Origin of the sequence: Desulfurispirillum indicum S5 (genome assembly GCF_000177635.2) — a bacterium.
GTDB lineage: Bacteria > Chrysiogenota > Chrysiogenetes > Chrysiogenales > Chrysiogenaceae > Desulfurispirillum > Desulfurispirillum indicum.
Map to the genome: position 1 here is coordinate 215,847 of NC_014836.1, position 11,908 is coordinate 227,754.

The window sequence follows — 11,908 nt, forward strand, 5'->3', positions numbered from 1 at the left end:
TCATATCTCCACGGAACGGATACGCAGAAAGATCACCAGTTCGCGTCGCTCCTGCACATCGCGACTGCCACGGAAGAGGTGTCCCAGCAGGGGTATGGCGGAAAGGCCGCTTACTTCCTGGGTCTCCCGACGGGTCGAGGTGGAGATAAGCCCGCCGATGACCACCATGTCGTTATCCTGCACGCGGATGATCGTGCCCGCTTCCTTCATGTTGACCACCGGTGCCGAAACGATCAGGTCGCCGCTGCTGTCAGTCTGCTGATCGATCTCTTCGAAGTTGGTGGAGACGGGAATCACCGTGAGCAGAATGGAGCCATCGGGGGCGATGACCGGAGTTACACCCATGGAGATGCCCGACAGCACATCGCGGCGATCGTAGGTTTCAATGCGGTTGATCTGGCCGCCGACTTCACTGTAGTCCACCCGCTTGGTCCAGAAAGGGGTTATGCGGCCGGAGGAGATAATGGCCGTCTGGCTGTTCATGACCCGGATACGGGGATTGGAAAGGGCTTCCAGGTTGCCGGCATTGCGCATGACCTGCAGCATCCCCGTGAAATTGTTACGGGTGTACTGGACGACACCAGTGGCCATATCGCCGCCGGGCAGGCCGAAGGAACCACCTGTTGCCTGGCCGATGATGCCAACTCCACTGCCAGCGCTGAAGGCGTTGGTCCAGTCAATACCCAGGGAGTGGCTGTCGTTGAGCACCACTTCAAAGATCTGGGCTTCGATGAGCACCTGTTTGAAGGAGTGTTCCAGGATTCGCTCCAGCATCAGTTCGATATTCTGCACATTGGGGTGGTGATCAGTGACGTTCAGAACACCGCTGAAGCGGTTGAGAACATAGCGCCCCTCCTCGGAAAGGAGTTTTTCCACATTCTCCTGGATGTGCAGGGAGAAGTCGTTCATCTCTTCGGGATTGTCGTAGCGCATGGAGAACTCGCCACGGTAGTTGGCACCGGTGCCGCTGCCTCCCAGCACGTCACCACCAAGATTTGACACAAATGATGATCGCGTATTGACATAGGGGATATTGAAGGTTCTGGTGACAAAGCGGTGAACATGGAGGGTCTGCCCGCGCAGCTGATAGTAGCAGCCGCTGATGTCCATGATAATTTCCAGCGCTTCTTCCACGGGAGTGCGGTCAAGGGTCAGGCTCAGGGGGAAAGCCTGGGGTACTCCCTGATGGAAAACCACATTGAGGCCAGCGTCTTCCGCCACCGTGGCCAGTACCTCCCGCAGCGGAGCATCAAAAAGCTGCAGCGATACCGGTGGCGCGCCGTCAAAGGGCGATATCGTCTGGTAGGGCGAGGGGATGACCAGAGGCGGCAGCTCCTGGGGGCTGACGGGACGGGGAGACTCGCTTTGGGCAAAGGAGTCATCAAAGCTGGGCATCGCGCCCTGGCGCTGGGAAGGCAGTTCTGGGGGCGGACCGCCGGGGCGCTGGGCGGCGCAGCCAGCGATAGCCATGAGGAATACGAAGATGACGAGTGCTCTTAACGCTTTACCGGAATATTCCATCGGTGCCCCCTGATATTTTCCATGGTGATATGGGTCGTATCTATACTGATGATGTGGCCGTTATCGAAGAAGTCGCCTACCTGGTAGCGCTTGCCGTTGATCATGGCCCATGACTGATGTCCGATGAAGACGAAGTCGACGGCCTTGGGCTGGCTTGTCTTGTCCTGAGTCTCAAGGGCTGTTGGCGCCGGCGTCTGTTCACTCGGCTTCCAGGGTCGGGTGGGATCGCTCAGGTGCCGGGCCCAGGTGGTGGCGCACAGGCACAGAACCAGCAGCATGGTCCAGAGAATACGTGTTGTCATACGCCGATCCATTTCTGCTGGGTGCCGATGGTGTAGATTTCCAGATAGATGATGGCTTCGGGATGGTCGGTGACCTGGTACTCGATGGTGTGCCAGATGAAGTGCCATGGCAGCTCTTCCACTGTCTCCAGGTATCGCAGCAGACTCATGTAGGTGCCCTTGAGCTCCATGCGCAGACCGTGGCGATAGGTGCGGGTCGCGCGGGAGCTGACTTCCTGAGCGGCAGGGTGAAAGGGTGCGCCGGCAATACTCTCCAGGCGCAGCAGGGTGATGTCGTTCTGGCGGGCCAGCAGGTCGCGCAGCAGTACCGGCATTTTCCGTGGTTCCACCATATGCTCCATGGCGTGCTGAATGCGCTCTTCCAGGAGCCGGGACTGCTGGGTGAGTTCACTGGCCCTGGTCCGCAGGGCGTGGTCTGGATCGTTCATATGCGCCTGACGGACCTGCTGCGCCTGTTGCTCCATATGGGCCGCGTTGGCCAGGAGATCGCGGGATTGCTGGCGGTTCTGCTCAATGCGCTGCTGGAGAGGTTTTGCCATGCCGGTGTGCCAGGCCAACAGCAGAACGAGAACCAGAACCGCTAATACCATGGCCCGTTCCCGGGGGGTACGCTGGTCAAGGCGCTGTGCCAGGTCGCTGAGGTTGCGGAGTATCTTCATGGCGTCTCTCCCTGGGAACGCATCTGGAATCGCTGCAATGGTGTCATGTTGGTGAGGCTCAGAATCCGGGAGGGCCGGGGTGTCCCAAGGGTGAACTGCGCGATGGCTGGATCATGCTGGCTGCGTTCCATGGAGAAGGCTTCAAAATCCAGACCCCGAAAAATCTCCTCACGGGAGTAGGCGGTCAGCAGCAATGGCATTTTGCCAGGGTCGAGGGTCTCTCCCCGCAGGGCCATCTGCCGGCCTCCGTCGTAGAGATAAATCTGGGTCAGCCACACCTGGGGAACGGTCTGGCGGGCCATGGCGGAAAGGAAGGGGGAGAATCCCCTTGCGCCAGAGTCGATGTCCAGGGTCAGGGCGCTGATCAGACTGTTCTGATAGGCGATGGTCTTTTCCAGCTGGGCAATGCGTTCGGGCAACTGGGCATCCGGTTGGGGTTTTGGATACTGGGTGAGGTAGGCTATCAGCTTCTGCTCTGCTCCCTGTACTGCTGCCTGGGCCTTCAACAGTTCCGCACGGCTTTGCTGAAGGGAGAACGCTTGCAGCAGACTGATGCATATCAATGTCAGCAGAGCCAGTCCGGCTATCACGGCGATACGCCTGGCAGGGAAGGCGATGGGTTTGGGCCTGAACTGCTCCTGGTAGAGATTTATCTCCTGTCTCATGCCTGCTCCCGTTGGCGCAGTGCTCCGCCAATGGCGCGAATGCAGCGCTGTTGAAGTTTCAGGGGCCAGGGTTCGCTTGCCTGCAGAAAGTGGTTCAGTTGCATGACTTCGACGGGAATGCCCAGGCGCTCCTGCAGGAACTCCAGGGGGAGGTCGGCGTCCAGGGGAGTGAAGTGCAGTCTGGCTATGCTGCCCTTGCCAAGCTGGCTTTCATAGTAATCAAGTGAGCGCTGAAGTTCCAGCAGCAGGGCTTCCGCAGGGCTATCCACCGTCTGGAAAAAGGCGAAGTTGGGATCCACCTCGCGGGGTTCGGCCTGGTCTGGCTGCAGGGAGAGCAAGCCATTTTCGATACGGCGGCTCAGGTAGAGGGCCTCTTTTTCCATCAGGTTGATGGTTCCCCCCTCGTCTTCCACGCGCACAATGCCGAATCCCTGCTGCCGCTGGGGGAGCAGCAGGCCGATGTTGCGCAGGGCCATTTCGCCAATATCTATAGCCTGCAGGTGCAGCCCGCAGTACTTGATGGCCTCTGCCTTCTCCTCAATGGTTTTGCGGTGGGCAACCACCACATACACCATCTGCATGCGGCCCCGGAACGCGTCGGCGGGGAGGGTGATCACCTCCAGCACGGCTTCCGCCATGGGTATCTGCGACAGATCCTTGATGCGCCAGCGCAGTGCTTCAGCCAGCTCGTCGTCAGGAATCTCTTCGGGCCGGTCAAGAAAGAGCAGCTGGTACTGGCTCGGATGCAAGACAACGGAGCAGGGCCTGCCCTGCAGGGCGTGGCGCTGCACATGCTCGCGGAGCAGCTGTACCTGCTGCTTCTGGGGTGACTCCAGGAAAGCGCAGTGGGTCAGTCGACTTGCTTCGGGTTCTTGTTCTATCTCGGCAATCGATACGCCTTGTGGCGAAAATTCTGTTGCAAAAAGTGACTGGGAGTCAGCTTGTTTTTTGAAAAAGAAGCTTTGAAGCAATGAGACACTCCGGAGCGATAGTTCGCTAAAATGTTACAATTGATATTCGCACAAGAACGAACATAAGTGCAACTGTTTTTTCGCGTCGTTCCAAGGAGGGTGGGGCGATACTGATTTTCAGACCACCCAGTTCTTCAGCAGCAGATCCTGCCCTTTTTCCAGAAATGCCGGCCCGTGGGGTGGCGTGCGCTCAATTTCCCCATGGCTGCTGTGGTGGATAAAGGTAAGGGTGAAATGCGTGTCGCCGTCTGCGTGCTGCTCCAGGGCCTGGGTGGGGATGGCAATCTCCACCTCGTTTTCCACCGCACTGTGGATGTGTGGCTGGCTGGTGTGTCCACCGGTGTGAAAAGGGATGGTGGCGTAGGCGGTGGTGCCTGCCAGCAGCTCCAGGCTGTGGGAGGCATCCTGCGGGATCTCATGACACAGCACTTTCAGGTAGAGGGTCTGGCCATCGGCAGCGTAGCCGTATTGCAGCCCCCGGATGTTCTGCTTGCGGTGCATGCTCTGGTTGGCGCGCAGGTCGATATAGCCAGCGCCCAGCCAGGAGAAAAATGAGTCGGTCCTGCCGTCCACAATGGGATGAATGGCGCTGGTGGGTGCCTTGTGGGGGCTTTTGAATCTCTGTTGCCGTATGGGAGTGAACAGGTTGGATGGCGGATTCTGGTCCAGGCTGCGGTAGACCGTGATCAGGTGTTCGCGGAAGAGCAGATCGAACAGATCCTTCAGCTCGCTGTGCTGGTCATCGCCCAGCCACCAGAACCAGTCGCTGCCCTGGGCGGCCATGATGGCCTCCCAGGCTTTGGCGTTGCGCTGGTCGGGATCACTTTTCTCCAGAAACAGGCGCGTGGCGTTGAGCAGCTCCCAGGCACGATTTTTTTCGTGATGGCCCGCCCAGGTGGAAAATGACGCATAGATCCAGGAGCCGGAGTGCAGCCTGGGCAGGGGCCTGGCCTCGTGGTGCTCCAGGCACTCCGAGATGGTGGCGGGCTTCAGGAGAGGGTGCTGACGCAGCTGCTGGTAAAGGCTGCTGAGAAAGTATCTGCCATCTTCGGCGTAATGCTCCCAGGCATTTTCGCCATCAAGGAATATGGGGATAATGCCGCCATCGGGCAGCGTATCGGCAATGCGCTCCAGACGGCCAATCAGGTCGTGGGCCGCATCGGTCTGATTCCAGGCGCTGTAGTTGAAGCCCACCAGATCGCTCAGTTCCCGGTCGCGGAACAGCAGCCTGACCCCTTCGTATGTATAGACCTGAGAGATGTCCCGCCGCTCCAGGTGCCCCAGGCTGCGTCCCAGAATCTCCTCATCGGTGCAGATCCACTGAACCCCTTCCTGGTGGAACAGGCGGGCGACCTCCGGGCTGACACTGCCTTCGGAGGGCCAGAAGCCCTGGATGGCAAAGCCCAGTTTCTCCATGTACTCTCTGGCCATGCGCACCTGCTGAGTCGCGTCCTTGGCGAAAAGCTCATTGGCAATGGCGGGAAAGGTGCTGCCTGGCATGGCTTCCCGTGCCCGTTCCATGTTGATGAGCAGGGGCAGGATCGGGTGGTAGAAGGGGGTGGCGCTGATCTCAATCAGGCCGTCGGCAACCGCCTGACGATAGGCGGGGATGATGCGTGCCACAAACTCCAGCTGCAGGGCCATAAGCCGCTGTTTATCCTGGTGGGTGAAGTGGCGGCCCTTGCGCACCAGCTCCGCCACCAGCGGCTCCTTCTTCAGTTCATTGCCGCTCCAGGCCAGCAGGAACAGCACCTGCAGGTCGAGGATCTCATCGGCGTTGAAGTTATCCCGCCCCGCTTTCTTGCGTTCCAGGAATTCCCGGTAGCGCGGCAGCGGCCCGATCATGTGCCGCTCGTTGGCGTAGAAGAGGTAGCGCAGCAGCAGAGGCCGTTCCTCGTCATTCAGCAGGCCCGGGTCGCGGGCGATCAGCTCCAGGATCTTGTCGTGGGCCTGGCCGCTGGCGTAGTCCTCCAGCTGCTTGAGCAGGGAGGGAACCAGGTTGAAGGTACAGGGACAGCCATTGTGGGTCGCCAGGTGGAGCATGTCGTAATAATCTTTGATGGCGTGCAGGAACACCCAGGGCATTTCGTAGCGCCCCGAAACGGGGTCACGGTAGTAGGGCTGGTGCATGTGCCAGAGGATGGCGACGTGGACGGTTTTCATAGGTGCTCCCTTACGCTTGGCAAGCTGATAAAATGATGGCGTGTGCTCAGAAGGCCCGCACCGCCGCCACATCACATTCCACCCCCTTCAGCAGGCTTTCGGCCACGCTGCCCAGCAGGGCGTGAGCGATGCCCCTGCGACCATGGGTTCCCACCACCAGCAGATCGGCTTTGAAGCGGCCGAGCTCCTCCTTGATGACCTGCAGTGGCTGTCCTGGCTGTACGCGCAGGTTCAGGGGGCGTGTGGAAATATCAAAAGTGGAAATAAAGGTGCGCAGTTCGTCGTGGATAATCTGGCGCATTTCCCGCTCGTGACGGTCGCCGGGGGACTGCATGCTCTCATCGCCCACCATGAAGGCGGAAAAGGGGGGCTCGAAGGCGTGGGTCAGGCAGTATTCGGCCGTGGGGAAGCTGTGCAGGGCGAACTCCACCGCCCGACGCGAGTGGGGCGAAAAGTCCACCGCGATGAGGATGCGTGCGTAGGTGCTTTTCGGTGGTTGCTTGGTTATAAAGAGCGGGCGATCGCCATGGCGCAGCAGTCGCTCAATGGTGGAGCCGCGCAGCATATCCATAAAGGTGGTTTCCCGGTGGCGGCCGACGACGATGCAGGCGGCTTCGTGCTCCTGGGCGTACTGGCGGATGGTGCTGCTGCCTCGTCCCTGCACAATGTCAATGGGGGTGCCGGCGGGCTTTTCAAGCCCGGCCAGTGCCTGCTCAATGACGCCAACTGCCTCCTCCTGCAGGCTCTCCCTGATGCTTGTTGGCAGCTCTTCGTCCACCACATGCAGGATGCGCAGGGGCAGGCGCATCTGGCTGGCCAGGTAGATGCCACGCTGCAGCGCCAGGTTGCCCCGTTCTGAAAGGTCGGTGGCGGCAACTATGCTTTTCACGCGTCCTCCCCGGGCAGCGGGCAGTTGCCGTTGAAGTCAGCCCTGCTCAGCGGCTCCACTTTCCAGATATCGCGGGCGTAGTCACCGATGGAGCGATCGCTGGAGAATTTTCCCATATTGATGCTGTTGATGATACTGCGCCTGGTCCACTCATCCTGGTCCAGGTAGAGCTTATCCACCGCTTCCTGGGTGGCGGCGTAGTCGGCGTAGTCGGCCAGCAGCATGTAGTGGTCGCCACCTTCCAGCAGCGAATGCAGCAGGGGCTGGAATATTCCCGGTTCTTCAGGGTTGAAGAAGTTGTCGCGGATCATGTCCAGGGTCTCGCGCAGGGCAGGATTCTGGTGATAGCAGTCCCAGGGGTTATGTCCGCTGCGACGCTTTTCGGCAACCTCTTCGGCTTTCAGGCCGAAAATGAAGATGTTGTCGCGGCCGACTTCCTCCATGATCTCCACATTGGCGCCGTCCAGGGTGCCGATGGTGAGGGCCCCGTTGAGGGCGAATTTCATATTCCCGGTTCCCGAAGCCTCCATGCCGGCAGTGGATATCTGTTCGGAAAGGTCGGCGGCGGGGATGATCTTTTCCGCCTGGGAGACGCAGTAGTTGGAGAGAAAGATGATCTTGAGCTTGTTGTCGATGCTCTGGTCGTTGTTGACCACCTCGGCTACCGAATTGATAAGCTTGATGACCAGCTTGGCAGCCACATAGCTGGGGGCGGCCTTGCCGCCGAAGAAAACGGTGCGCGGCACTGTGACCGACGACGGGTCTTTGCGCAGGCGGTTGTAGAGAGAGATGACATAGATGATATTGAGCAGTTGACGCTTGTATTCGTGGATGCGCTTCACCTGGACATCAAAGAGGGAGCTTTCGTCGATGTTGATGCCGGTCTTGCGCAGCACATAGCGCAGCAGGCGCTGCTTGTTCTCTTTTTTCACCTTGCGCCACGCCTCCCGGAAGGCGGGGTCATCCACCATGGGGGCCAGCTTCTTCATCTCATCCAGATGGGTGATCCAGCCAGTGCCGATGTGCTGGCTGATCAGAGCGGCCAGCCCGGGATTGGCCTGCAAAAGCCAGCGGCGGGGGGTGATGCCGTTGGTGACATTTCTGATTTTGCCGGGGAACAGCTCCACGAATTCAGGGAAGACGCGCTCCTGCAGCAGGCGGCTGTGGAGGGCGGATACGCCGTTGACCGTATGGCTGCCCACAATGGCCAGGTGGGCCATGCGTACGCGCCGTTCCGGATGCTCCTGGATGATGGAGAGTTTTTCCAGCAGGTCATCGCGGCCGGGGAAATGCTGACGAACCTTGGCCAGAAAGTGGCGGTTGATTTCCAGGATGATCTCCATATGGCGGGGCAGCACCCGGCCCAGCAGGGCGGCTGGCCAGGTTTCCAGGGCTTCGGGCAGCAGGGTGTGGTTGGTGTAGGCGAAGGTGCGCACGCATACGTCCCAGGCCTCGTTCCACTCCAGATGTTCCTGGTCGATGAGCAGGCGCATGAATTCGGCCACGGCGATGGAGGGGTGGGTATCGTTGAGCTGAACGGCCACGTGGTCGGGGAACTCGCTCCAGCAGGCGATATGCTTCTTATGGCGGCGCAGAATATCCTGGAAGGTGGCGGAGACAAAGAAGTACTGCTGGCGCAGTCGCAGCTCGCGTCCCTGATCCACACTGTCATTGGGGTAGAGAACCTTGGAAATGGTCTCGCTGTGAATGCGGTCTTCCACCGCGCCCACATAGTTGCCCATGTTGAAGAACTCCAGGTTGAACTCGCGGCTGGACTTGGCAGCCCACAGGCGCATGTTGATGACATGGCCGTTGTCGTAACCGGGAATCAGGGTGTCGCAGGCCATGGCCATGATATTATCGGTACCTACCCAGCGGAAGCTGGTTTTGCCATTTTCGTCCTGGTACGCCTCGGTGTGCCCGCCAAACTGAACCTCATAGAGATTTTCCGGTCGCTCGAATTCCCAGGGGTTCCCGTTGCGCAGCCAGTTGTCGCATTTTTCAATCTGGTGGCCATTGGAGAGGGTCTGGAAGAAGATGCCGTAATCGTAGCGGATGCCGTAGCCGTGGCCGGGAATCTGCAGAGCGGCCATGGAGTCCAGGAAGCACGAAGCCAGGCGACCCAGGCCGCCATTGCCAAGGCCGGCATCCCATTCCAGCTCGGACAGATCCTCCAGGTCAAAGCCGAATTCGGCCACCGCCTGACGGCTGCACTGATCCATATTCAGATTGTAGATGTTGTTTTTCAGGAAGCGCCCCGGCAGAAACTCCAGGGAGAGGTAGTAGACCCGCTTGGCCTTGGACTCGTGGTAACGCCGCTGGGTATAGATCCAGCGATCCACCATGCGATCGCGCACGGCATATGCCAGTGCCTTGTAGTAGGGGTAGGGACGGGGTGGATCGTAGTCATTGCCCAGCGAGGAGATCACGTGGCGTTGGATATCGTTCTTCAGGCTGTCCTTGTCATCGGATTGGCACAAGGGTTTGTAAGTGGAGACGGGTCGCGACGGCATGGAATCACCTCCGGCGTGATCGCTGAGTTATATGGCAGACCATATGATGGAAATAATGAAGTATAGCTGGGTTAGAGTCAGGTGGCAAGCAGGGAAACGCCAGGATGAGCCGGGGTGGCGCAACAAAATACACTTTCAACCGAGGAATGTAGCTTCTTGCTACGCGAAGCAGGCGCGCAGCCAGGGGTCATGCTCCAGCAAGTGGGCGATTTCCGGCCACCAGTCACGCTGGGAGAGAATGGTATGGAAATTTGGCTTGATACGGGGTGCCAGGGCTATTGCCTCCTGCCACTGCTGGCGGTTCAGGCCACTGCTGGCGGCGCTTTCCCAGAAGCCGGTATGCTCAAAGAGCCCGGCCAGGGCGCACAGGTGTTCGTTGCGTTGGAGGTGAGCCACAATATAGGTGGCCACACCCACCTGAATGCCATGCAGGTGCTGTTGGGGAGCCATGCGATCCAGGGCGTGGCTGATGAGGTGCTCACTGCCGCTGGCCGGGCGCGACGAGCCGCAGATTTCCATGGCAATACCGCTCTGCATCAGGGCAGTGCCCAGCAGGCGCACTCCCTGCAGGTCGTGGGCAGGACGCGCCAGAAACTGGAAAACAGTGGCATCGGAAAGCAGAGCCGCAAAATCGTTCACTTTTTCGCCTGTCGCGTGGAAGGCCAGCTTCCAGTCGCGCACCGCCGTCAGCTTGGCTGACAGGTCGCCGACGCCGGAGTGCCACAGCTGGCGGGGAGCGCCCAGGCAGACCTGGGTGTCGATGATGACTCCGAAGGGCATGGTGGCATTCAGAGAGCGTTTCGCTCCCCTGAGCAGCAGGCTGACTGCCGGGCTGGCAAAGCTGTCGTTGGAAAGGGATGTGGGGACACTCAGGTAGGGTTTCCGGGCCAGGGCAGCCGCGAATTTGGCCACATCCAGGGCCTTGCCTCCCCCAAAGCCAATGATCGCGTCTGCCTGTGACGGCAGGGCCGCAAAGATATCGCGAGCCTCGTCGAAGTCAGGCTCCGCGGCCTCCTGCCTGAAGAGGATGTGAATATCGGCGCTTTCCAGGGAGCTTTTCAGCGCCGACGTCAGAGCAGCGGGCAGGTCGGCGCTCATAACGATGGCCACGCGACCGAATCCCTGGCGTTGGCAGTAGATGCCCAGCCGCTCCAGGGCTCCGGGTTTGATGCGTACCAGGCCGGGAATGGTGATACTGGTGCTGTTCATGTGGGTTGTGCTGCCGAATCGGGCAGGTGGGTGACCACCTCGGCCCAGCGTTCAAAGGGAAGAAAACCCTCCTGGCGGCGGGTCAGCTCCTCGGCCAGCCAGCCGCGGGCAAAGCGCAGGTGAGGGGGAGCCAGCAGCGCTGGTTTCAGATCGGGTCGTCCGTCTCCGGCGAAGGCGATGGTGCAGCCGCGTTCCAGATAGTGACGGGCGATGGCTTCCTTGTCGACGCCCGTTGTCGGGCAGGTGAAAAACTCGCCTGCGGGAAGCGTCATTCTCAGTCCATGGGATGGGCTGAAGGTGCCCGGATTGGCATAGATGGTCGGGTTTACCTGGTGCTGACTCAGCAGGCGCTGGATATACCAGGCGCAACCAGCCGAAGCGATGACCAGCTGCCAGCGGTTCTGCTCCAGCTGTCCGCAGCAGTGGGCCAGCTCTGGTTCCGGCTCCATGGCGCGCAGCAGCTCATCCATCTGGTCCAGGCTGATACGCAGTTCAGCGAAGGTGCGCGCCAGGGCCTCAAAGTGCCCCAGGCGGCCATCCTCGTAGGCCTGCCACCAGCGCCCGCACTCAGCGGGAAGCTGTTCCAGGGCGACGCGGAAGAAGTCGCGCCGGGTGATGGTGCCATCGAAATCGCTGATAAATATGTGCTCCGGGAAGGTCTTCACCGTTACTTCTGCCACTTCTCCCATGGTTTGCGATACACGGGCTTGTTGGGAATTTCCTGATGGAAAAACACCTTGCGCACAAAGAGGATAAGAGTCACTGGCCAGAACAGCCCGAGGGCCAGGCTGAGAAAGAGAGCCATGCCCACATCGGTGCGCCCCTGGCGCAGGGAGTAGACCAGGGCAAAGACAGCCGTAATTCCGGCCAGGATCAGGTAGATGGTGGTATATGTGCCCAGCTGGACGCCTATGGCTTCCAGCTGCTCGGCAATGCGTTCTTCTTCGGCAGTGTTGGGCATGGGGGCCTTCCTGGAGAGTTTTTCGGAAAAGCTTCAGGCTGGAGCACGAAAAGCG

Annotated in this window: 11 protein-coding genes; all 11 read right to left on the reverse strand. The window is 59.9% G+C overall.

The window, feature by feature from the left end; genetic code table 11:
* The 11 genes from SELIN_RS01005 to SELIN_RS01060 all read right to left on the reverse strand — a co-directional run bounded on the left by SELIN_RS01005 (nucleotide 1) and on the right by SELIN_RS01060 (nucleotide 11,853).
* Complete coding sequence (locus tag SELIN_RS01005) at nucleotides 1-1,521, reverse strand: type II secretion system protein GspD (RefSeq protein WP_013504842.1); 1,521 nt, start codon at nucleotides 1,519-1,521, stop codon at nucleotides 1-3.
* The gene (locus SELIN_RS01015) at nucleotides 1,497-1,823 is read right to left on the reverse strand and encodes a hypothetical protein (protein ID WP_013504843.1); all 327 of its coding nucleotides are present in this window, start codon (nucleotides 1,821-1,823) and stop codon (nucleotides 1,497-1,499) included. The genes SELIN_RS01005 and SELIN_RS01015 overlap by 25 nt, the downstream gene beginning before the upstream one ends.
* Complete coding sequence (gspM, locus tag SELIN_RS01020; protein WP_013504844.1) at nucleotides 1,820-2,482, reverse strand: type II secretion system protein GspM; 663 nt, start codon at nucleotides 2,480-2,482, stop codon at nucleotides 1,820-1,822. Before gspM ends, SELIN_RS01015 begins: the two co-directional genes overlap by 4 nt.
* Nucleotides 2,479-3,147, reverse strand: a complete 669-nt coding sequence (locus SELIN_RS01025; protein ID WP_013504845.1) for a hypothetical protein — start codon at nucleotides 3,145-3,147, stop codon at nucleotides 2,479-2,481. The genes gspM and SELIN_RS01025 overlap by 4 nt, the downstream gene beginning before the upstream one ends.
* The gene (locus tag SELIN_RS01030) at nucleotides 3,144-4,118 is read right to left on the reverse strand and encodes a type IV pilus biogenesis protein PilM (protein ID WP_013504846.1); all 975 of its coding nucleotides are present in this window, start codon (nucleotides 4,116-4,118) and stop codon (nucleotides 3,144-3,146) included. The genes SELIN_RS01025 and SELIN_RS01030 overlap by 4 nt, the downstream gene beginning before the upstream one ends.
* A 117-nt stretch (nucleotides 4,119-4,235) precedes the next feature.
* Entirely contained in the window at nucleotides 4,236-6,281 is a 2,046-nt protein-coding gene (locus tag SELIN_RS01035; protein WP_013504847.1) for a glycoside hydrolase family 57 protein, read from the reverse strand.
* A gap of 46 nt (nucleotides 6,282-6,327) precedes the next feature.
* Entirely contained in the window at nucleotides 6,328-7,170 is an 843-nt protein-coding gene (locus SELIN_RS01040) for a universal stress protein (RefSeq protein ID WP_013504848.1), read from the reverse strand.
* Nucleotides 7,167-9,683, reverse strand: a complete 2,517-nt coding sequence (locus tag SELIN_RS01045; RefSeq protein WP_013504849.1) for a glycogen/starch/alpha-glucan phosphorylase — start codon at nucleotides 9,681-9,683, stop codon at nucleotides 7,167-7,169. Before SELIN_RS01045 ends, SELIN_RS01040 begins: the two co-directional genes overlap by 4 nt.
* Nucleotides 9,684-9,842: 159 nt before the next feature.
* Complete coding sequence (locus SELIN_RS01050; RefSeq protein ID WP_013504850.1) at nucleotides 9,843-10,892, reverse strand: iron-containing alcohol dehydrogenase family protein; 1,050 nt, start codon at nucleotides 10,890-10,892, stop codon at nucleotides 9,843-9,845.
* Nucleotides 10,889-11,557, reverse strand: coding sequence for an HAD-IB family phosphatase (locus SELIN_RS01055; protein WP_049871065.1), 669 nt, complete (start codon nucleotides 11,555-11,557; stop codon nucleotides 10,889-10,891). The genes SELIN_RS01050 and SELIN_RS01055 overlap by 4 nt, the downstream gene beginning before the upstream one ends.
* Nucleotides 11,558-11,559: 2 nt before the next feature.
* Nucleotides 11,560-11,853 (reverse strand): hypothetical protein, encoded by a 294-nt coding sequence (locus SELIN_RS01060; protein WP_013504852.1) that lies wholly within the window; start codon nucleotides 11,851-11,853, stop codon nucleotides 11,560-11,562.
* Nucleotides 11,854-11,908: the final 55 nt, after the last annotated feature.

Coding starts and splice junctions, on each gene's coding strand:
- SELIN_RS01035 (WP_013504847.1), bottom strand. CDS start 6,281: ATGAAAACCGTCCACGTCGCCATCCTCTGGCACATGCACCAGCCCTAC.
- SELIN_RS01045 (WP_013504849.1), bottom strand. CDS start 9,683: ATGCCGTCGCGACCCGTCTCCACTTACAAACCCTTGTGCCAATCCGAT.
- SELIN_RS01050 (WP_013504850.1), bottom strand. CDS start 10,892: ATGAACAGCACCAGTATCACCATTCCCGGCCTGGTACGCATCAAACCC.
- SELIN_RS01060 (WP_013504852.1), bottom strand. CDS start 11,853: ATGCCCAACACTGCCGAAGAAGAACGCATTGCCGAGCAGCTGGAAGCC.
- SELIN_RS01005 (WP_013504842.1), bottom strand. CDS start 1,521: ATGGAATATTCCGGTAAAGCGTTAAGAGCACTCGTCATCTTCGTATTC.
- SELIN_RS01025 (WP_013504845.1), bottom strand. CDS start 3,147: ATGAGACAGGAGATAAATCTCTACCAGGAGCAGTTCAGGCCCAAACCC.
- SELIN_RS01015 (WP_013504843.1), bottom strand. CDS start 1,823: ATGACAACACGTATTCTCTGGACCATGCTGCTGGTTCTGTGCCTGTGC.
- gspM (WP_013504844.1), bottom strand. CDS start 2,482: ATGAAGATACTCCGCAACCTCAGCGACCTGGCACAGCGCCTTGACCAG.